The 20,556-nt window shown below is 38.0% G+C and carries 21 protein-coding genes; 20 read left to right on the forward strand and 1 reads right to left on the reverse strand.

Going from position 1 to position 20,556, the window contains the following annotated elements; all coding sequences use genetic code 11:
* Positions 1 to 519 precede the first annotated feature (519 nt).
* Both rpoE and MHB48_RS03175 read left to right on the forward strand, forming a co-directional pair.
* Complete coding sequence (rpoE, locus tag MHB48_RS03170) at positions 520 to 1,068, forward strand: DNA-directed RNA polymerase subunit delta (RefSeq protein ID WP_340917782.1); 549 nt, start codon at positions 520 to 522, stop codon at positions 1,066 to 1,068.
* Positions 1,069 to 1,501: 433 nt separating this feature from the next.
* On the forward strand, positions 1,502 to 3,097 hold the full coding sequence (locus tag MHB48_RS03175) for a CTP synthase (RefSeq protein ID WP_342600116.1): 1,596 nt from the start codon (positions 1,502 to 1,504) through the stop codon (positions 3,095 to 3,097).
* A 306-nt stretch (positions 3,098 to 3,403) separates the two neighbouring features.
* On the opposite strand, the gene MHB48_RS03180 is transcribed toward MHB48_RS03175, so the two are convergent.
* Entirely contained in the window at positions 3,404 to 3,916 is a 513-nt protein-coding gene (locus MHB48_RS03180; protein WP_342601288.1) for a DUF2529 family protein, read from the reverse strand.
* A 224-nt stretch (positions 3,917 to 4,140) separates the two neighbouring features.
* Here MHB48_RS03180 and MHB48_RS03185 point away from each other — a divergent pair, with 224 nt between their 5' ends.
* The 18 genes from MHB48_RS03185 to glyA all read left to right on the forward strand — a co-directional run bounded on the left by MHB48_RS03185 (position 4,141) and on the right by glyA (position 20,555).
* Complete coding sequence (locus MHB48_RS03185) at positions 4,141 to 4,497, forward strand: response regulator (RefSeq protein ID WP_342600117.1); 357 nt, start codon at positions 4,141 to 4,143, stop codon at positions 4,495 to 4,497.
* A 107-nt stretch (positions 4,498 to 4,604) separates the two neighbouring features.
* The gene (locus tag MHB48_RS03190) at positions 4,605 to 5,462 is read left to right on the forward strand and encodes a class II fructose-bisphosphate aldolase (RefSeq protein ID WP_342600118.1); all 858 of its coding nucleotides are present in this window, start codon (positions 4,605 to 4,607) and stop codon (positions 5,460 to 5,462) included.
* Positions 5,463 to 5,739: 277 nt separating this feature from the next.
* Positions 5,740 to 6,387: a fructose-6-phosphate aldolase gene (gene fsa / locus MHB48_RS03195; RefSeq protein ID WP_342600119.1), complete on the forward strand. Its 648-nt coding sequence runs from the start codon at positions 5,740 to 5,742 to the stop codon at positions 6,385 to 6,387.
* Positions 6,388 to 6,407: 20 nt separating this feature from the next.
* On the forward strand, positions 6,408 to 7,685 hold the full coding sequence (locus MHB48_RS03200) for a UDP-N-acetylglucosamine 1-carboxyvinyltransferase (protein WP_342600120.1): 1,278 nt from the start codon (positions 6,408 to 6,410) through the stop codon (positions 7,683 to 7,685).
* A 96-nt stretch (positions 7,686 to 7,781) separates the two neighbouring features.
* Positions 7,782 to 8,744: a class II fructose-bisphosphatase gene (glpX, locus tag MHB48_RS03205; RefSeq protein ID WP_342600121.1), complete on the forward strand. Its 963-nt coding sequence runs from the start codon at positions 7,782 to 7,784 to the stop codon at positions 8,742 to 8,744.
* Positions 8,745 to 8,866: 122 nt separating this feature from the next.
* Positions 8,867 to 10,150, forward strand: coding sequence for a transcription termination factor Rho (gene rho, locus MHB48_RS03210; RefSeq protein ID WP_340917800.1), 1,284 nt, complete (start codon positions 8,867 to 8,869; stop codon positions 10,148 to 10,150).
* Positions 10,151 to 10,920: 770 nt separating this feature from the next.
* The gene (rpmE, locus tag MHB48_RS03215) at positions 10,921 to 11,130 is read left to right on the forward strand and encodes a 50S ribosomal protein L31 (RefSeq protein WP_342600122.1); all 210 of its coding nucleotides are present in this window, start codon (positions 10,921 to 10,923) and stop codon (positions 11,128 to 11,130) included.
* Between the two features lie 183 nt (positions 11,131 to 11,313).
* Positions 11,314 to 11,886 (forward strand): thymidine kinase, encoded by a 573-nt coding sequence (locus MHB48_RS03220; protein ID WP_342600123.1) that lies wholly within the window; start codon positions 11,314 to 11,316, stop codon positions 11,884 to 11,886.
* A 247-nt stretch (positions 11,887 to 12,133) separates the two neighbouring features.
* Positions 12,134 to 13,213, forward strand: coding sequence for a peptide chain release factor 1 (prfA, locus tag MHB48_RS03225; RefSeq protein ID WP_342600124.1), 1,080 nt, complete (start codon positions 12,134 to 12,136; stop codon positions 13,211 to 13,213).
* Positions 13,206 to 14,063 carry a peptide chain release factor N(5)-glutamine methyltransferase gene (prmC, locus tag MHB48_RS03230; protein WP_342600125.1) on the forward strand — a complete coding sequence of 286 codons (858 nt, stop codon included), beginning with the start codon at positions 13,206 to 13,208 and terminating at the stop codon, positions 14,061 to 14,063. Before prfA ends, prmC begins: the two co-directional genes overlap by 8 nt.
* Before the next feature lie 44 nt (positions 14,064 to 14,107).
* Positions 14,108 to 14,638, forward strand: coding sequence for a stage II sporulation protein R (locus tag MHB48_RS03235; RefSeq protein ID WP_342600126.1), 531 nt, complete (start codon positions 14,108 to 14,110; stop codon positions 14,636 to 14,638).
* A 67-nt stretch (positions 14,639 to 14,705) separates the two neighbouring features.
* Positions 14,706 to 15,740: an L-threonylcarbamoyladenylate synthase gene (locus MHB48_RS03240; protein WP_342600127.1), complete on the forward strand. Its 1,035-nt coding sequence runs from the start codon at positions 14,706 to 14,708 to the stop codon at positions 15,738 to 15,740.
* 129 nt (positions 15,741 to 15,869) lie between these two features.
* Positions 15,870 to 16,373 carry a manganese efflux pump gene (locus MHB48_RS03245; protein ID WP_342600128.1) on the forward strand — a complete coding sequence of 168 codons (504 nt, stop codon included), beginning with the start codon at positions 15,870 to 15,872 and terminating at the stop codon, positions 16,371 to 16,373.
* A 58-nt stretch (positions 16,374 to 16,431) separates the two neighbouring features.
* Positions 16,432 to 16,878 (forward strand): low molecular weight protein arginine phosphatase, encoded by a 447-nt coding sequence (locus MHB48_RS03250; RefSeq protein ID WP_342600129.1) that lies wholly within the window; start codon positions 16,432 to 16,434, stop codon positions 16,876 to 16,878.
* Positions 16,875 to 18,182 carry a HAMP domain-containing methyl-accepting chemotaxis protein gene (locus MHB48_RS03255; protein ID WP_342600130.1) on the forward strand — a complete coding sequence of 436 codons (1,308 nt, stop codon included), beginning with the start codon at positions 16,875 to 16,877 and terminating at the stop codon, positions 18,180 to 18,182. The genes MHB48_RS03250 and MHB48_RS03255 overlap by 4 nt, the downstream gene beginning before the upstream one ends.
* 96 nt (positions 18,183 to 18,278) lie before the next feature.
* On the forward strand, positions 18,279 to 18,716 hold the full coding sequence (gene rpiB, locus MHB48_RS03260; RefSeq protein WP_342600131.1) for a ribose 5-phosphate isomerase B: 438 nt from the start codon (positions 18,279 to 18,281) through the stop codon (positions 18,714 to 18,716).
* A 38-nt stretch (positions 18,717 to 18,754) separates the two neighbouring features.
* On the forward strand, positions 18,755 to 19,300 hold the full coding sequence (locus tag MHB48_RS03265) for a TIGR01440 family protein (protein WP_342600132.1): 546 nt from the start codon (positions 18,755 to 18,757) through the stop codon (positions 19,298 to 19,300).
* Positions 19,293 to 20,555 carry a serine hydroxymethyltransferase gene (glyA, locus tag MHB48_RS03270; RefSeq protein ID WP_342600133.1) on the forward strand — a complete coding sequence of 421 codons (1,263 nt, stop codon included), beginning with the start codon at positions 19,293 to 19,295 and terminating at the stop codon, positions 20,553 to 20,555. The genes MHB48_RS03265 and glyA overlap by 8 nt, the downstream gene beginning before the upstream one ends.
* The last annotated feature ends 1 nt before the right edge of the window (position 20,556 follow it).

The following is a 20,556-nucleotide window of genomic DNA, read 5'->3' on the forward strand; positions in this document are numbered from 1 at the left end:
AGCAATTTACAGGGTGCTTTTGGTTAATCAACACGTGTGTTAAAAAATAGAAAAGAAATACTTTAAAAAAAATCTGTGTCTCCATGTAAAAATGGGACACTTTTTTCCTAATTTTTTGTATAATGAAACTAACCTTATTCACCAGAAGTCCCAACTTTTGCTGAATATGGTTAGTGCCACCGGCGGATGTCACAGATTTTGGACAGGAATTGATTGAGTATACTCATTCCAAAATCTGGACGGAAATACGCCCAGGCGAATTTGATTATGTATTAAAGGAGCAATGGCATGAAAAAATCAATTCACATAATGGTCATTATAATACTCCTACTACTGGCCACTTTTCTGTATAATAGAAGACTGGCATCTATTCCATTACTCCTGCTATCTTTTTATTTATTTTCAATAGTAGGTATGAAAATTTCTCTTTTCAAAAAGAATAAATGAATGTAGCATATTACATAATTGTTTGTATATAATGGTAAGTATGCAAACGGACATAGAAAGGACGTGCACGATTTGAATTTTCGTGAAATGACAACAGCACAACTACAAGAAGAATCGTTAATAGATATCGGATTTGCGATTTTAGAAGATAAGAAAAACTCACTAACATTAACAGAACTATTTGATGAAATTCAAAATTTAAACGGATTTACAGATGAAGAAATGGCGTCCCGCAAACCTCAATTTTATACAGATATGAATATCGATGGTCGCTTTTTAGCGATTGCAGAAAACCAATGGGGGCTAAGAGAATGGTACCCAGTGGAACAAATCGAAGAAGAATCAGCTCCTACGGTGAAGGTACGTAAAAAGAAAGCTAAAGTCGTAGATGACGAGCTAGATGATCTTGATGAGGATGAAATCATTTTCGAAGAAGAATTTGATGAATTTATTGATGAAGACGACGACGAAGACGAAGATGACGAAGATGAAGCAGTCATTGACTTTGTTGGAGCAGAAATCGATGAAGTAATTGAAGAAGACTTAATCGACGAAGATGAGGATGAATTTGAAATTATTGATGAAGATTTGGACGATGAAGATTTAGAAGACGAAGAATAATTCTTGACTTCTAAATCTAAACGCTATAAGATTTTATTGGGCTCTTTTTAAAGAGACATTACTTATGTGCATATGCGCTCCCCTGCAAAACAGCAGGAGGAGCGCTTTTTGTTATTGCTTAACCTTATTCAGCAAAAGGTTTTTGCTATGAAAGTGAAACAATAGAAGCAGTTGTATTTTTGGAAGGAACTTGAGTAGGAGCAAAAGTTTCCCACTTTTATAAGTGGTAAGATGAAGGCAAATGATTCATCCTATTGTGTACACACAACTATCTGCTGAATCGTAGAACTCTGGCTAAGATCGCCGTGTCCTGCGGCAACACCATAGTAACCAACATCCTGTTGGCCCAAGCCTCTGGCGGATGCCATAGATTTTGTAAATCTGGACGCAATATGCCAAGGTGAATTTGATAATACATTAGGAGGAACTAACAATGACTAAATTTATTTTTGTTACTGGTGGAGTTGTATCTTCACTTGGTAAAGGTATCACAGCGGCGTCACTTGGTCGTTTATTGAAAAACAGAGGGCTAAATGTAACGATTCAAAAATTTGATCCTTATATTAACCTAGACCCTGGAACAATGAGTCCATATCAACATGGGGAAGTTTTTGTAACAGATGACGGTGCAGAAACGGATTTAGATTTAGGTCATTACGAGCGCTTCATTGATATTAACTTGAATAAATACTCGAATATTACAACAGGAAAAGTGTATTCTTCTGTATTAAGAAAAGAGCGTCGCGGTGATTACAACGGAGGGACAGTACAAGTTATTCCTCATATCACAAATGAAATTAAACAACGTTTATTTTTAGCAGCAAAAGAAACACATGCAGATATCGTAATTACAGAGATTGGTGGAACAGTAGGAGATATCGAATCTCTTCCATTCCTAGAAACAATTCGTCAAATGAAACGTGACGTAGGTAGCGATAACGTAATGTACATTCACTGTACATTGGTTCCTTTCATTAAAGCTGCTGGTGAAATGAAAACAAAACCAACACAACATAGTGTAAAAGAACTTCGTAGCCTAGGTATTCAACCAAACGTTATTGTACTTCGTTCGGAAATGCCAGTTCCTCAAGATATGAAAGATAAAATCGGGCTATTCTGTGATATTAAACCGGAAGAAGTAATCGAATGTATTGATGCAGATTCTTTATACGAAATTCCATTGAATCTACAAGCACAACATTTAGATCAAATCGTAGTAGATCATTTCAAACTGCAAACTCCAGAAGCGGATATGACAGATTGGAAAGTATTAGTGGATCAAGTGAAATCATTATCGAAAAAAGTTCGTATTGGTTTAGTTGGTAAATACGTAGAGCTTCAAGATGCGTACATTTCTGTAGTAGAAGCGATGAAACATGCCGGCTATAAATTTGATGCAGACGTAGAAGTGAAATGGGTAAATGCTGAGCATGTGAATGATGCAAACGTTGCAGAAATTCTTGCTGATGTTGATGGAATCCTTGTTCCTGGTGGATTTGGAGATCGTGGTGTAGAAGGGAAAATTGCTGCTACTAAATTTGCTCGCGAAAATAACGTGCCGTTCTTAGGTATTTGTTTAGGTATGCAGTTGGCAACAGTTGAATTTGCACGTTCAGTTCTAGAACTTCAAGGTGCTCATTCTACAGAGTTAGACCCAACAACTCCACATTCAATTATTGATTTATTGCCAGAACAAAAAGACGTAGAAGACTTAGGTGGAACACTTCGCCTTGGATTATATCCATGTAAGTTAATTCCTGGCTCAAAAGCACACCAAGCATACGGAGAAGAGCTTGTGTATGAACGCCACCGTCACCGTTATGAGTTCAATAACGAATACCGTGAGCAATTCGAAGCTGCAGGATTTGTGTTCTCTGGTACAAGCCCAGATGGTCGTTTAATCGAAATCATCGAGCTTCCAGAACATCCATTCTTCGTAGCTTCTCAATTCCACCCGGAATTTGTGTCACGTCCACAACGTCCACAACCATTATTCCGTGAGTTTATCAAAGCTTCCGTAGGTGAATAAATAGTGAAAAGCAGTTCGACTCGTCGAGCTGCTTTTTCTTTATGTTTTATAAGAGAATAAATGACCGATTGATACTGGACAGGCTGGGCGAGATAGGTTGGATTGTATAATAATAAATAACTGTAATTATTATTCATAATAAGTTAGAAAGTGGCTAAACGAGACCAATTCACTTGCGACCGCAATCAATTCGCAAACAACCGAGACAAATTCGCAAGCAACCGAGACCAATTCGCAAACAACCGCAACCAAATCAAAAAAGCACAAGGAAATTTCAAATTTCCTTGTGCTTTTTTGACTTTCTCTTTATTCTTCACCAAAAAGTATTTCGTCGAGCTTCATTTTCACAGCTTCATAAACGAACATCGCACTCAATGCGTACGGCAAGACAATCCGAGAACCATCTTCAGCAGGAAGTAACCCCTTCGTTAGTTTTAGTGAAATATATGTATAAGCAAGGGTTGAAAGCTTATTTTCTTCACTAGCAGGCTCGCTTGCAAGCACGCTAAATGGAATGAAGTCGGCCGCTAACTTTTCTGCTAAAGTAATGGCTTCTGAGTTTGCAGAAGATCTAGTTATTATCCAAATACGATCGGCACTAGTTAGTTGTACATCTGATGTCCACATCTGAAAACTCGGAAATGGTTCTGCAGCAAATTGAGCATTAATAGAAATACTTTTCATTTCTCCAAACGCTGCGAAATAAATATTCCCTTGGCCTGCAGCAGCTTGCGCTAGCAGTCGAGCTGTTTCTTCCATATTTTCTTCTTCTGAAGTTGCGATACGTTGTAATAGTCCAGAAAGTTGTGTTGTTAGCATTTTCAAAGTAAATTCACCTCGGTATTATTATATAAGAAAGTTCAATATATACATAGTTACTAGTGAGTATTACGTAAGATAGTCCCTGATAAACGGAATAATTATCTCTAAATATTTATAAATGGAAAATAATTCGAATTTTTAGCAGGAATGTGAAGGGGAGTATAGAATAGATATAGTAGTAGGGATATATGGGGAAAAATTTAAAAAGGGGTTTGTTCATCATGAAGCACATTTTAATTGTAGACGACCAGCTTGGCATACGAATGCTCTTAAAGGAAGTTTTTTCGCAGGAAGGATACGAAGTCAGTCTAGCTTCAAATGGGTTTGAAGCATTAGAAATTGTAAATGAAAGAGAGATTGGCGGAGTTTTATTGGATATGAAAATTCCAGGCATGGATGGGATTCAAATTTTAACTAAGCTAAAAATAAGTCATCCCGATTTACCAGTCATGATGATGACGGCATATGGAGAACTCAATTTAATCCAAGAAGCAATGAATTTAGGTGCCAGTCATTATTTTACAAAACCATTTGATATCTTTGAAGTGCGGGATGCTGTGAATAATTTAATAAAATAAGTACCTCGTAAGCAGGCAGTGGAAAACATCGCCTGTTTTTGTTATGATAAGAGAGGTATAAAAGGAAAATAAATGAGTGAAAAAGTGAATAGAGGAGGTCCATTTGAATGGCTTTAGTATCTATGAAAGAAATGCTTGAAAAAGGGAAAAAAGAAGGCTATGCAGTAGGACAATTCAACATTAACAATTTAGAATTTACACAAGCTATATTACAAGCTGCTGAAGAAGAAAAATCACCTGTAATTCTAGGAGTTTCTGAAGGTGCAGCAAAATATATGGGTGGTTTCACAACAGTTGTACATATGGTAAAGGGTTTGATGGAAGACTATCAAACGACTGTGCCAGTGGCAATTCACTTAGACCATGGCTCTAGCTTTGAAAAATGTAAAGCTGCAATTGACGCAGGATTTACCTCTGTTATGATTGACGCTTCTCATCATCCATTTGAAGAAAACGTAGAAATTACGTCTAAAGTTGTAGAATATGCACATGCACGCAATGTATCAGTGGAAGCTGAACTTGGAACTGTTGGCGGACAAGAAGATGATGTAATTGCTGATGGTGTTATATATGCAGATCCAGCAGAATGTGCCGAACTAGTAAAACGCACAGCTATTGATTGCTTAGCGCCAGCACTAGGCTCTGTTCATGGGCCATACAAAGGTGAACCAAACTTAGGATTTAAAGAAATGGAAGAAATCTCTCAATTAGCGGATCTTCCACTAGTACTACATGGTGGTACAGGAATTCCAACGCATGATATTACACGTGCTATTTCTCTAGGTACAGCTAAAATTAATGTAAACACTGAAAACCAAATTGCTGCGACAAATGCAATTCGTGCGTATTTAGCGGAAAATGAACACCAATATGATCCACGCAAATATCTAATCCCAGCACGTGATGCAATTAAAGCAACTGTTATGGGCAAAATGCGTGAATTTGGAAGTTCGAATAGAGCATAATGCAATATAAATAGATACAAGGAGAAGTGTTTTAATTAAACCTTCTTCTTAGAATATAGACAAATATTACTTCGAATGTGCCAATTTAGACTGTCTTGAAAACGCTTGGCAGTCGAGGTAACCTAAGTTAAAGAAATTCTTGTGGGAACTTTTACCGTTTTTCTGTGAAGAGCTTTGCGCAAGAGTACATTTAAAACATATTTATCAACAGTCTTAGGAGAAGTGTTCAGTTTAGAACCTTCTCCTGTTTTTCCATTATGAGGAGGATATTATTAATATGAAATTTTTTATCGATACGGCTAACTTTGAAGAAATAAAAGAAGCACACGCTTGGGGTATTTTATCAGGTGTAACGACAAATCCATCACTTGTTGCGAAAGAAAACATTTCATTTCATGATCGCCTTCGCGAAATTACAGCACTAGTAGATGGTTCTGTCAGCGCAGAAGTAATTGCATTAGACGCTGAAGGCATGATTAAAGAAGGTAGAGAGCTTGCTGCAATTGCACCAAACATTACAGTTAAACTCCCGATGACACCAGAAGGCCTGAAAGCATGTTCAGTATTCCGTTCAGAAGGCATTAAAACAAATGTCACACTTATTTTTAGTGCAAACCAAGCGCTACTTGCAGCCCGTGCAGGTGCAACATATGTATCTCCTTTCTTAGGACGCCTAGACGATATTGGTCATGATGGAATGGAATTGATTGCAAAAATTGCTCAAATCTTTGATATCCACCAAATCGATACAGAAATTATTGCCGCTTCAATTAGACATCCTCAACATATTACAGATGCAGCACTAAATGGTGCGCATATTTCTACAACACCATTTAAAGTATTAAAACAACTTTTTCATCATCCTTTAACAGACAAAGGGATTGAAGGATTTCTAGCAGATTGGAACAATCGTAAAAGCGAGTAACAAGATGAAGGAGAAACATTATGGAAGTTTATAAAATAAAAGGAGGTAATCGCCTCCAAGGAACGATAAAAGTAAGCGGAGCGAAGAATAGCGCAGTAGCGCTTATTCCCGCTTCTTTATTGGCGAACTCTCCTGTTACAATTGAAGGTTTACCAGAAATTTTAGACGTATGGACATTAAAAGAGATTCTAGAAGAAGTGGGAGCAACTGTTACTTTTGAAAACGGTACGATGACAATTGACCCAACACATATAGTGGATATGCCGCTACCTAACGGGAATATTAAAAAGCTTCGTGCTTCATATTATTTAATGGGTGCTTTACTTGGACGATTTAAGAAAGCAGCGATTGGGTTGCCAGGTGGATGCCATCTAGGTCCACGTCCAATCGACCAACATATTAAAGGCTTTGAAGCATTAGGTGCATCTGTAACCAATGAACATGGAGCTATTTATTTGCGGACAGATGAATTAGTCGGGTCCAAAATATACCTAGATGTCGTAAGTGTGGGAGCTACCATTAATATTATGCTTGCTGCAGTCCTAGCAAAAGGTAGAACAATCATAGAAAATGCTGCAAAAGAACCAGAAATCATTGATGTTGCGACTCTTTTAAGTAATATGGGCGCGAATATTAAAGGTGCTGGAACAAATGTCATTCGAATTGATGGTGTGAAAGAACTGCATGGCACGAAGCACACAATTATTCCAGATCGTATTGAAGCTGGAACATTTATGATTATGGCTGCGGTTGCTGGAGACGGCATTACGATCGATAATGTCATCCCTTTTCATGTCGAAGCTTTAACAGCGAAGCTTCGTGAAATGGGTGTCGGAGTAGAAGAATTTGAAGAAAAAATTTACATTGCAAAGCCGAAGAATTTACAGGCTGTGGATGTTAAAACACTTGTTTATCCTGGATTTCCAACGGATTTACAACAACCTTTTTCCGTATTAATGACGCAAGCGGCAGGAACATCTGTCATTACGGATTCGATTTATTCGGCACGTTTTAAACAAATTGATGAATTGCGCCGGATGAATGCTAACGGCCGTGTAGATGGTAGAACAGCGATTATTACAGGTCCGGCAAAGCTAGAATCAGCCACAGTACGTGCAAGTGATTTGAGAGCGGGTGCAGCATTAGTTCTTGCAGGATTAATTGCGGATGGCGAAACAGAAATTCAAGATATTTTCCATATCGAGCGTGGATATAGTTCCATTATTGAAAAGCTTCAAGGAATTGGAGCAGACATTCGAAGAGTGGAAATAAAAGAAGTCGAAGTAAATAACGAATAATATACCAGTAAATCCTATTTGACAAATATGCTACAATGATACAGGAAGAAACACATTCTAGAATATATAAACCGTAAAACGGGAGGCACATATTAGATGGAACGTAGTTTATCAATGGAATTAGTCCGAGTAACAGAAGCAGCAGCAATTGCATCTGCTCGTTGGATGGGACGCGGATTAAAAAATGAAGCAGATGACGCAGCAACTACTGCAATGCGTACAGTATTTGACACAATCCCAATGGAAGGTGTCGTTGTAATTGGGGAAGGTGAAATGGACGAAGCACCGATGTTATATATCGGAGAAAAGCTTGGACATGGATCTGGAGGACCTCAAGTAGATGTAGCAGTAGATCCGTTAGAAGGTACAAATATCGTAGCTTCTGGTGGATGGAATGCACTAGCAGTTCTTGCAGTTGCAGATCGCGGAAACCTTCTTCATGCTCCTGACATGTATATGGAAAAACTTGCTGTAGGTCCTGAATCTGTAGGTCAAGTGGACATTAACGCATCCGTACTTGATAATTTACGAGCAGTAGCTCGTGCAAAAAACAAAGATATCGAAGACGTTGTAGCAACAATACTTGGTCGTCCACGTCACCAAAAAATTATCGACGAAATTAGAGCCGCTGGCGCACGCATCAAGCTAATTACGGATGGCGATGTAGCAGGAGCTATTAATACGGCATTTGATAACACAGGTGTTGATATTTTATTTGGTATGGGTGGAGCTCCTGAAGGGGTAATCTCAGCTGTAGGTTTAAAATGTCTAGGTGGAGAAATCCAAGGGAAGCTTGTCCCACAAGATGATGCAGAGCTTGCACGTTGTCTTAAAATGGGTCTTGATGTGAATAAAGTTTTACGTATGGAAGACTTAGTAAAAGGTGACGATGCAATCTTCGCAGCAACTGGAGTAACTGACGGAGAGCTTCTTCGCGGAGTACAATTTAAAGGCGCTTTTGGTTCTACACATTCCATCGTTATGCGTGCAAAATCAGGAACTATTCGATTTGTAGAAGGACGTCATAGCTTAAACAAAAAACCGAATTTAGTTCTATAAAGTGAAACTTCCTAATGTATACCCGGTGAAATACTGCCGGGTATCCTCTTATTAAACTTCTTTCCCTTATAAATCCTGAAAATAGTAAACAATAAAATATAATAAAGAGTGGTGCGTTGCTTATGACACAAACAACAATTAACGAATTAGAAAATATGACGCTGAAAGAGCTCTATACACTAGCGCGCAAATATAAAGTTGCTGCTTATAGTAAATTATCAAAAAAAGAACTTATTTTTGCTATTTTAAAATCTCGTGCAGAACAAGAAGGATTTTTCTTCATGGAAGGCGTTTTAGAAATTATCCAACAAGAGGGCTTCGGTTTCTTACGACCAATCAACTATTCTCCTAGTTCCGAGGATATTTACATTTCTGCATCCCAAATTAGAAGATTTGACCTTCGTAACGGAGATAAAGTAACAGGAAAAGTTCGCCCACCAAAAGAAAGTGAACGTTACTATGGTCTTCTACATGTAGAATTGGTAAACGGTGAAGACCCAGAAATTGCAAAAGAACGTGTGCATTTTCCAGGACTTACAGCATTATATCCAGATCGTCATATAACGCTTGAAACAACACCAGATAAATTATCAACACGTATAATGGATTTAGTAGCACCAGTAGGGTATGGACAACGTGGTTTAATTGTTGCGCCTCCAAAAGCAGGTAAAACTTTATTAATTAAAGAGATTGCAAATGCGATAACAACGAATCATCCGAATGCAGAACTAATTGTGCTATTAATAGACGAGCGTCCTGAAGAAGTAACAGACATTGAACGTTCAGTTAAAGCAGATGTAGTAAGTTCAACATTTGATGAAGTACCAGAAAACCACGTGAAAGTAGCAGAGCTAGTGTTAGAAAGAGCGATGCGCTTAGTAGAGCATAAGCGTGATGTTATCATTCTAATGGATTCTATTACACGCCTTGCACGTGCATACAATTTAGTAATCCCACCAAGCGGTCGTACATTATCTGGGGGTATTGACCCAGCTGCATTCCACCGTCCTAAACGATTTTTTGGAGCGGCACGAAATATTGAAGAAGGCGGAAGTTTAACAATTCTTGCGACTGCTTTAATTGATACAGGCTCACGTATGGATGAAGTTATCTATGAAGAGTTCAAAGGAACAGGTAACTTAGAACTTCATTTAGATAGACATCTTGCAGAGCGCCGAATTTTCCCTGCAATCGACATTCGTCGTTCTGGAACGAGAAAAGAAGAACTTCTTATTCCAAAAGACCAGCTCGACAAATTATGGGCAATTCGCAAAACGTTTTCCGATTCATCCGATTTTGCGGAACGTTTCTTGAAAAAGCTTCGCCAAAGCAAAACAAACGAAGCATTTTTTGAACAATTAGCTGTAGAAATGAAAGCACACCGGAGTGGAAAAGTAACGCTATAATCTACCTGCGGGTTTTATATTCGATATTCCTTATAGATGAATTTAGAAGAGGAGGGGCTGTCCCTAAAGTCATATAGTGACTGAGAGATGGTCCCTTTTCCAATGTATTGATTTCCGTTCCAGACGGACGCTTTCCGCGGGCATGGCTTCAGTCTCCTCGTCGCTATCGCTCCTGCGGGGCCTTCAGCTCACGCTATTCCCGCTGGAGTCGCCGTCTTCCACTACATTCAATTGCCTACAAAAATAGTAGTTTTATAAAAAGTATACAAAAAACAGGTGTAGAAAAAGACTCGTTTTTCTACACCTGCTTCAATTTATGGGCTTATTGGACTCTTTGGCTACTTACTGTATTAAGGAAAGTGGCTATTTATTCATTTTCAAAAGCTTTAGCACTTCTATTACAAGTAGCTATGGAGAGTGACGGACGAACCACTACCAGATGATTATCGAAAAAATGCGGAAGGATGCGACAAAGTCGCATCCTTCCGCATCAAGAAATCTCGATAATGGTGTAGAACTCGTTCAGTTCCAAGCACTTTACATCTTTTTACTAAACTTCTTTACTTCACAAACTACTAATATCTTTTAGCAAGTCAGAAAAGGAATTAAAAAACTAACGACTTGTATATCCAAGATAGACATGTTATTATATTTAACGTAAGTTTATACATTTCTGCTACATATGCGATTGACATCAATCGGATCGTGTAAGGTATCAGTTTCATAACCAACTCTGTTCCAGATGGTTCAGGGCGAGAGGAGAGATAGAGATGAAAGCAGGAATTCATCCCGATTACAAAGAAGCAACAGTAACATGTTCATGTGGTAACGCATTTACAACTGGTTCTGTTAAATCAAGCATTAGTGTCGAGTTCTGTAACGAATGTCACCCATTCTATACTGGACGTCAGAAATTCGCAGCTGCGGATGGCCGTGTTGATCGCTTCAACAAAAAATACGGAATTCAAGAAGAAAACTAAAAGCAAAATACCTGTAGAGCACATTGTGCTTTACAGGTATTTTTGTTTGAAAGTGATAATTCATGCGATTTTTTTTGCATTTGGACATTTTCCAATATTCACCTACATTTAAACAGGACCATATGTTATAAATATATAGAGGAAAAAGAATATTTACAGACACGATTTATAAGGAGATATACAATGGCGCAATTATTTTTTAAGCATGGTGCAATGAATAGTGGAAAATCAATTGAAATTCTAAAAGTGGCACATAATTATGAAGAACAAAATAAACCCGTCATTATTTTTACACCTGGAATTGATACGCGGGATGAAGTTGGACATGTTTCCAGTAGAATAGGCTTAAAAAGAAAAGCTATTGCTATTTACGACGAAACCAACTTATATGACTTAGTGAAAGAACACTCTCCAAAACCATATTGCGTTCTGATCGACGAAGTACAGTTTTTGAAAAAAGAACATGTTTTACAATTAACGAAAATTGTAGATGAATTAAATATACCAGTAATGGGATTCGGCTTAAAAAATGACTTTCAAAACGAAATGTTTGAAGGTAGCCGATATATGTTAATTTACGCTGATAAAATTGAAGAAATGAAGACAATTTGCTGGTTCTGCCATAAAAAAGCGATTATGAATTTACGTGTAGATGAAGATGGGAAACCAGTTTATACTGGTGAACAAATTCAAATTGGTGGCAATGATGCTTACTATCCGGTTTGTCGGAAGTGCCATGCCAACCCACCTTTATAAAATGCCATGCAAAAATTCACTAATTTCTATAGGGGTTAGTGAATTTTTTCATGCGGATAAATGGTAGAGGTCTAGATTTGTGAATTGGTCTTGAGTGGAATGAAATAAGTATCGTTTAACCATTTTACGTAAAAAATAAGTAGAATTAATGACATGCACTTAAGTAATCACTCAGAAAAAGTAGCGGTGACATCACTTTTTCTTTATAATAGTACTATTAGACACTTAAACGAACGAGGTGAGCTCGATGTTTGATCGATTACAATCGGTAGAAGATCGTTATGATAAATTAAATGAATTGCTTAGTGACCCGGATGTGGTTAATGATTTAAATAAGCTGAGACAATATTCAAAAGAACAATCGGACCTACAAAACACAGTAGATGCCTATCGCGAATACAAAGAAGTGAAAAGTCAGTATAAAGATGCGAAGATTATGCTAGATGATAAGCTAGATGCGGATATGCGTGAAATGGTGAAAGAAGAAGTAAATGATTTGGAAGCTCAGATCGTGGAACTGGAAGTACGTCTCAAGGTTTTATTGATTCCAAAAGATCCTAATGATGACAAGAACGTTATCATGGAGATTCGGGGAGCAGCTGGAGGAGACGAAGCAGCTTTATTTGCAGGTAATTTGTTCCGTATGTACAGTCGCTATGCAGAAACGCAAAACTGGAAAATTGATATCATGGATTCCTCTCCTACAGGACTTGGGGGCTTCAAAGAAATCATTTTCATGATTAATGGAAGCAATGCCTATTCCAAAATGAAGTATGAAAATGGTGCACATCGTGTACAACGCGTTCCGGAAACAGAATCTGGCGGCCGTATTCATACGTCAACTGCAACAGTTGCGGTACTTCCGGAGGCGGAGGAAGTAGAAGTGGAAATCCATGAAAAGGATATTCGTACTGATACATTTGCATCATCAGGTGCAGGTGGACAATCGGTTAATACAACCATGTCTGCTGTCCGTCTTACGCATTTACCAACCGGAATTACGGTTTCAATGCAAGATGAAAAATCGCAAATTAAAAACAAAGAAAAGGCAATGAAGATTCTTCGAGCACGCGTTGCTGATAAATTCCGTCAAGAAGCGCAAGCAGAATATGATGCTGTACGAAAATCAGCAGTAGGTACTGGAGACCGATCCGAACGAATTCGCACCTATAATTATCCGCAAAATCGTGTGACGGATCACCGTATTGGCTTAACGATACAAAAACTAGACCAAATTTTGGAAGGTAAGCTAGATGAAGTAGTCGATGCACTAATCGTAGAAGATCAAGCGGAAAAATTAGAAAGATTGAATGACACCAATGTGTAAGACAATTTATGAGGCCCTAAACCGGGCTTCTTCTTTTTTAGAGGAAAATAATCGGGAAAAAGAAGTCGCTCGTTATTTACTGCAGCACGTGCTTGGGAAAAATTATTCACAATTAATGATGGCCATGTATGATGCGATATCCAAAGAAGACTTCCAAATATTTTGGAATTACGTGGAAGAGCATACAACAGGTAGGCCTTTTCAATATATTATTGGACAGGAAACATTTTACGATCGAAATTTTGTCGTCAATGAACATGTCTTAATTCCTCGTCCAGAAACAGAAGAGTTAATAGAAGAAGTAAAAAAACGCATGGACACTGTTTTTGAACCCAATAAACGCTTAATGATTGCAGACATTGGAACAGGAAGCGGTGCCATCGCAATTACGATAAAAAAAGAAATGCCGGATGTTGTTGTTACGGCAACTGATATTTCTAACGAAGCACTTCAAGTAGCAAGCAAAAATGCACAGCTTCTAGAGGCAGAAATCCAATTTAAACAAGGAGATTTACTAGCTCCAATAGCCAATCAAAAATGGGACATAATTTTATCGAATCCTCCCTATATTGGACAACACGAAGCTAAATCTCTTTCAGACACAGTAGTTGATTTTGAACCACATCTTGCTCTATTTGCAGAGGAAGATGGGCTGCAACTCTATCGAAAAATGACGGAGCAGCTTCCACATATGATGAATGTTCCAAGTTTTATTGGATTTGAAATTGGCTATGAACAAGGTCCAGCTGTTGAAAGTATGCTACAATCTGCTTTTCCAAATGCCACAGTGGAAATCGTGAAAGATATTAATCAAAAAAATAGATTTGTTTTTTGTACAATAATTGAATAAGTTATGAATCTATTGGTAACAATGTTCCTAAGGAGGAATGTTACATGTTACCAGATTACGAGATAAAGAGAGTGCCAAGTATTGGCCGAAAAATAGATTCAATTATTCTTTTTGTGTGGATGCTACTTATGATGCAAACGGTTTTATTTTTCCTATTTCAAGAATCTGATCAAGCGGAAGGTATGCGCTTTCGCCTAATTGCAAATAGCAATACGGTGCAAGATCAGCGAATTAAAAATGAAGTGAAAGACAATATAGCACCGATTTTATTAGAATATCAAAATGATCCGCACCAAACGTACGAGGAACTGGAAAAAGCTGTGGGGGAATTATCACATTCGCTTAATGAAAAGATTACGATAACTAAGGGGCAAGCTATTTTTCCGCCAAAAATGTGGAATGAAGGAATCACTTCTCAAACAAATGTAGAATCCATTGTTATTACAATTGGAAAAGGTCGAGGAGATAATTGGTGGTGTGCTCTATTTCCAAAAGTTTGCTATAAAGAAGAAGTAAAAGAAGAAAAGCCAAAATTTTGGGTATGGGAATGGTTAAAAAAGAAATTTTCCACATAGTTACCCACAATTTTCAGAAAGTTATAAACAATTTGTGGATAAACACAATAGAAAGGAGAGGATAAGCGTGAAAACGGAAATTATTGTAGTGGATAACTTTTCCACAAAAGAGATGGGTTATACACAGGCTGTTAATTTATTGATTGCCGGAGATACAGTTGCTTTTCCAACTGAAACAGTTTATGGCTTAGGTGCTATTGCAACAAATGAATCCGCAGTTGCCAAAATATTTGAAGCAAAAGGTAGACCACAAGATAACCCGCTAATTGTGCATATTGGTTCAAAAGAAGAGTTACAAGCCTTTACACATAATGTTCCCAATCTAGCGAAAGTGTGTATGGATACTTTTTGGCCAGGTGCTCTGACGCTCGTATTACCATTACAGCAAGGATCATTAGCAAAAAATGTTACTGCTGGACTCAATTCAGTAGGTGTTCGAATGCCTGATCATCCAGTAGCTCTAGAACTACTCAATCGTTTAAAACAACCAGTTGCTGCTCCTAGTGCAAATCGTAGTGGTAAGCCGAGTCCAACAAAAGCATCTCACGTCTTCCATGATTTAAATGGAAAAGTGCCATTTATATTAGATGGTGGGGCAACGGGAATGGGGCTTGAATCGACCGTTTTAGATTTTACTTCTGAAATTCCAACTATTCTACGCCCAGGTGGAGTAACGAAAGAAATGCTTGAACGAGTGATAGGACCAGTCCATGAATCCAAACTGACAGATCATGCAGAAGCACCTCGTGCACCAGGTATGAAGTATGCTCATTATGCACCAAATGCACCTGTTTATTTAATCGAAGCGAGTCTACAAAAAGTGCAGCTAGCAATTGAAAGTATACATAGCGAACAGAAGAAAGTAGCATTAATCGCAACAGAACAGTTTAAAACTACTCACGTCGATTACTTCTTTTCATTAGGAAAAGAGCATCAATTAGAAGATGCAGCTCAGCTATTATACGAAGCGCTTAGAAGCTGTGACGAAACAGATGCGGACATCGTATTGGTACCAACCTTTTCCAAACAAGGTGTCGGTACTGCAATCATGAATCGTCTAGAGAAAGCTGCGAATGGTAACTATTTTTCAACTAACTTGTAAATAATAGTACATGGGTGTAGAACTCGCTCAGTTCCAAGCGGTTAATCACCACGTGTAATAATATTAGATTGTATTCTCTCCTAATCTTTTGCATACATTTAAGTATGCGAATAGACGGGGGAGATTTTTTTGTGGCGTGAAATTTTGGCAGGCGGACTAATGTCAGTAGATGTATTAATACTATTTTCTCTTGTATCCTATAGAAAACAACTATTAACTCTTGCAGCATGGGTGGCATCCTTACATATGCTTTTCCCTTTAATAGGGTATTACGCGGGTATTCTTGTGCAAAGTTATTTACAAAATGCAAGTCCTTATTTATCTGGAGTTCTACTAGCTTTAGTTGGGCTGCAAATGATTCTGACTCAATCCCCAAAACAAGTTCCACTATTATCTCCATATATTCTTGCGGTTGTCGCGAGCTTTGATACCTTTTCAGTCAGTATTTCATTTGGTATGCTTAGAGTGGAAAAAGTCATATTTATATTAAGCGCAGGTTTATTTTCCTTTTTTGGAGTTATTTTTGCGCAGAAATTTATTTTTAAACATGCATTTATGGGTAGGGGTATCTTAATGAAAGTAGCCGGTTTGTTAATTTTACTAATGGGAATCATTACGTTGAAAAATATTTAGAAATTTTCAAACTTTTATCTGACTAATTAATATATACTAGAGATGAGGAAATGTAGCTATGAATATTTTATTTGTTTGTACTGGAAACACATGTAGAAGCCCTATAGCAGAAGCGATACTGAAAGACCGAAAACTAGAGAGCGTAGTGGTTCGATCGGCAGGTATCTATGCGATGGATGGAGGAAATATGTCTTCGAATGGGAAAATAGTCTTGGAAAATGAGTCTATATCTTTCGCTCATAAATCAACTTCTATAAATGAATCATTAATCGATTGGGCGGATCTCATTTTAACGATGACTGGATCTCACAAACATACAATTATTCAGGCATTTCCACAGGCGATATCGAAAGTGTATATGTACAAAGAATTTGTAGTGCCTGGAAATACGCAAGATGTAACGGATCCATATGGTGGAAGCTTACGTACATATGAACACACGTTTAAAGAACTATCTGCATTAACAGATGAACTAGTAAAAAAACTTCAGGGGGAACAGCGATGAAAGAAAAGAAAAAGAAGCACGCTTTTGGAATCCAAAAGAAGATTGTGCTATTTGTAACAGTATTAGCAGTAATTACGTACTCTACAAGTGCATTGTTTATTAATTATGTACAACCTTTTTTATTAGATAAGACAACAGGGTCTATCACATTTGAAATTCTAACTTATGCTGCGGGAGTTTTTTGGTCTGGTTTATTAGCTTATATATTCAGTGGTCTTATTATAAAACCTTTATTTAATTTAGAAAAAGTTGCCATACTTGCTTCAGAAGGAAAAATTGGTGTGGACGTGGAAGTACCAAAGTCGAAAGATGAAATTCAATCAGTGGCAGTTGCATTCCAAGCAATGCTAGTAAACTTAAGAGAAATGGTTCAAAGTATAGAAGAAAATTTTGATAAAACAAATAATACAGTGCAAAACCTTTCAAAAGAATCTTCGGTTGCTTCAGAGCAAGCAGAAGCGATTGCACATACGATAGCTCAAATTTCTGAAGGTGCAGAACAATCAGCTGTAGCAGTTCAAGAAACTGCAGAATCGGTAGAAGATGTACGTGTGCTTGCGTCAGAAGTTAATAAACGTGCGGAAAGATCTTCCGTTCAATCCAAAGAGATGATTAGAGGACTTGCACAAACAACAGATGTCATCCAATCGCTTGTAAACGGGATTCAAAAAATTGCTTCTGGTAGTGAATCTGCATTAGGGAATGTCCATCAACTAGAAGAAAATGCAAGAAAAGTGGAAAGTATTATTCAACTAGTAGGGGATATTGCAGCGCAAACAAATTTACTAGCATTAAATGCTTCCATTGAGGCCGCTCGTGCTGGCGAACATGGTAAAGGCTTTGCAGTGGTAGCAGAAGAAGTACGTAAGCTAGCAGATGAAAGTGCGAAAGCAGTTCAAGGTATTTCTGAGTTAATACTGGCTATTCAAACGGATGTACAGACAGTGGTACAACAAATGACTAATCAGGTAAGCTTCGCAGTGGGAGAAGCAAAACGCGTTTCAGAAACAAATGCAGCGGTAGAAGGTATGTCTAATAAAATACATGAAATGGCTGAATCTGTCGTTGAGATTTCTACGCTCATTGAAAGACAACTGACGAATATAGAGAGTACTGCTCGCCAATCACAAGACGTAGCGGCAATTGCAGAAGAAACGTCTGCTGGGGCAGAAGAGGTAAGAAGTGCAACAGATGAACAAGCACGATCAATTGAGCAAATAGATCAATTATCGTTCGGATTAAAGCGACAATCGGAAGAATTATTCAAGGTTATTTCGCAATTTGACAGAAATTCGTCAAAATAGTTCATATAAATACAATTCACTATGTGTGAATTGTATTTTTTTATGCAGAAAAATGGTATGATAAGATGGAGTACTAAACAGAAAAGAGGGAACAAATTGAAAATTGCAATTTCTTCCGACCACGGAGGTAATAATCTTCGTAAGGAAATTATTCAACAGATAGAAGAGCTTGGACTTTCTTATGAGGATTTTGGTCCAAACACCGACGATTCAGTTGACTATCCCGACTATGCAATTCCTGTTACTGAAGCAGTAGTTAGTGGGAAGTTTGATCGTGGAATCTTAATTTGTGGTACAGGTATTGGTATGTCGATTGCTGCTAACAAAGTAAAAGGCATTCGTTGCGCTTTAGTACATGATGTATTTTCTGCTAAAGCTACAAGATGTCATAATGACTCGAACGTTCTTGCAATGGGCGAACGAGTTATAGGTCCAGGCCTTGCTAGAGAAATTGTAGCAACTTGGCTTGCACAAGATTTCGAAGGTGGTCGTCATGTACGCCGTGTGGAAAAAATTTCAGCATTAGAAAATTAATTAATAAAAAGAACAGTCTAAAGAAAAGGGGATTTCAGATGGAAGCAAAAAATTTGTGGCAACAACAAATCGAACAGCTTCTCCTGGAAGTGGAGCAGCAAATAGACTTACATGAAGATGATCTTTTCGTTATTGGCTGTTCGACCTCTGAAGTAAAAGGCCAAAAAATAGGAACTGCTGGTGGTTTAGAAATAGCGGAAGCTTTATTCGAACCATTAAGAGCATTTGCAGAGCGCAATAAGGTGCATCTTGCTTTTCAAGGCTGTGAACATATTAATCGAGCTATTACAATGGAAAGAAAAACACAAAAACTATATAGACTATCGGAAGTTTCTGTTATTCCGGTTGTTCTAGCAGGCGGCTCTATGTCGGCTTACGCATACACTCAATTTCAAGACCCTGTAGTAGTCGAGCATGTTCAAGCACAGGCTGGCATTGATATAGGACAAACTATGATTGGTATGCAGCTACAACCTGTAGCTGTGCCAATTCGTGTGTCTATTAAGCAAATTGGGGAAGCAGTCGTAACGATTGCGAAAACGCGTCCAAAGCTCATTGGCGGGACGCGTGCATTTTATGGATGATATTAGAGGGGGAACTAAAGTGGAAAAAATTCAATCACAAGATCTAGCAGTTTACGAGGCAATGCTTGCCGAGAAAAAACGTCAACAAGCGAATATTGAGTTAATCGCATCAGAAAACTTCGTATCAGAAGCGGTAATGGAGGCACAAGGCTCTGTACTTACAAACAAATATGCAGAAGGTTACCCGGGTAAACGTTACTATGGTGGCTGTGAGCATGTAGACGTAGTAGAAGATATTGCTCGTGATCGTCTGAAAGAAATTTTTGGAGCAGAGCATGCAAACGTACAACCACATTCTGGCTCACAAGCGAATATGGCTGTATATATGACTGCTTTACAACCAGGTGACACGATTTTAGGTATGAACCTGTCCCATGGTGGGCATTTAACACACGGTTCTCCTGTAAACTTTAGTGGAATTCAATATAATTTCATTGATTATGGAGTAAACAAAGAAACAGAAATGATCGATTATGAAGATGTTCGTGCTAAAGCGTTGGAACACAAACCAAAAATGATCGTTGCTGGAGCAAGTGCATACTCTCGTATTATTGATTTTGCTAAATTCCGTGAAATTGCTGATGAAGTAGGAGCATACTTATTTGTAGATATGGCTCATATCGCAGGTTTAGTGGCTGCGGGTCTTCATCCTAACCCAGTTCCATATGCACATTTCGTTACATCTACTACACATAAGACATTACGCGGCCCACGTGGTGGCTTGATCTTAACAACAGAAGAGTTCGCGAAGAAAATTGATAAAACAATTTTCCCTGGAATTCAAGGTGGCCCATTAATGCACGTTATCGCTGCAAAAGCAGTAGCTTTTGGTGAAGCACAACAACCTGAATTTAAAGAATATCAAGCGCAAGTAATTGCAAATGCTCAAACATTAGCTGATAGTTTAACGGCTGAAGGTATTCGTATCGTTTCTGGTGGAACGGATAACCATGTAATGCTATTAGATGTTTCTGCTTTAGGCTTAACTGGTAAAGTTGCGGAGCATGTACTAGATGAGGTTGGTATTACCGTGAATAAAAACACGATTCCATTCGATACTTCTAGTCCGTTTATTACATCTGGAGTTCGTATTGGTACACCAGCTGTTACTTCCCGTGGGTTTAAAGAAGAAGAAATGAAAGAAATTGCTTTAATTATTGCGAAACTATTGAAAAACCATGAAGATGCTACTGTATTAAAAGAATCAAAAGATAGAGTAGAAGCTTTAACAAATAAATTCCCATTATATAACTAAT

The sequence above is a fragment of the Psychrobacillus sp. FSL H8-0483 genome (assembly GCF_038637725.1).
Taxonomy (GTDB): Bacteria; Bacillota; Bacilli; order Bacillales_A; family Planococcaceae; genus Psychrobacillus.

Coding starts and splice junctions, on each gene's coding strand:
- MHB48_RS03255 (WP_342600130.1), top strand. CDS start 16,875: ATGAAAGAAAAGAAAAAGAAGCACGCTTTTGGAATCCAAAAGAAGATT.
- MHB48_RS03185 (WP_342600117.1), top strand. CDS start 4,141: ATGAAGCACATTTTAATTGTAGACGACCAGCTTGGCATACGAATGCTC.
- MHB48_RS03235 (WP_342600126.1), top strand. CDS start 14,108: ATGTTACCAGATTACGAGATAAAGAGAGTGCCAAGTATTGGCCGAAAA.
- prmC (WP_342600125.1), top strand. CDS start 13,206: ATGTGTAAGACAATTTATGAGGCCCTAAACCGGGCTTCTTCTTTTTTA.
- glpX (WP_342600121.1), top strand. CDS start 7,782: ATGGAACGTAGTTTATCAATGGAATTAGTCCGAGTAACAGAAGCAGCA.
- glyA (WP_342600133.1), top strand. CDS start 19,293: ATGGATGATATTAGAGGGGGAACTAAAGTGGAAAAAATTCAATCACAA.
- rpmE (WP_342600122.1), top strand. CDS start 10,921: ATGAAAGCAGGAATTCATCCCGATTACAAAGAAGCAACAGTAACATGT.
- MHB48_RS03220 (WP_342600123.1), top strand. CDS start 11,314: ATGGCGCAATTATTTTTTAAGCATGGTGCAATGAATAGTGGAAAATCA.
- MHB48_RS03265 (WP_342600132.1), top strand. CDS start 18,755: ATGGAAGCAAAAAATTTGTGGCAACAACAAATCGAACAGCTTCTCCTG.
- MHB48_RS03180 (WP_342601288.1), bottom strand. CDS start 3,916: ATGCTAACAACACAACTTTCTGGACTATTACAACGTATCGCAACTTCA.
- fsa (WP_342600119.1), top strand. CDS start 5,740: ATGAAATTTTTTATCGATACGGCTAACTTTGAAGAAATAAAAGAAGCA.
- MHB48_RS03175 (WP_342600116.1), top strand. CDS start 1,502: ATGACTAAATTTATTTTTGTTACTGGTGGAGTTGTATCTTCACTTGGT.
- rho (WP_340917800.1), top strand. CDS start 8,867: ATGACACAAACAACAATTAACGAATTAGAAAATATGACGCTGAAAGAG.
- MHB48_RS03190 (WP_342600118.1), top strand. CDS start 4,605: ATGGCTTTAGTATCTATGAAAGAAATGCTTGAAAAAGGGAAAAAAGAA.
- MHB48_RS03200 (WP_342600120.1), top strand. CDS start 6,408: ATGGAAGTTTATAAAATAAAAGGAGGTAATCGCCTCCAAGGAACGATA.
- MHB48_RS03250 (WP_342600129.1), top strand. CDS start 16,432: ATGAATATTTTATTTGTTTGTACTGGAAACACATGTAGAAGCCCTATA.
- prfA (WP_342600124.1), top strand. CDS start 12,134: ATGTTTGATCGATTACAATCGGTAGAAGATCGTTATGATAAATTAAAT.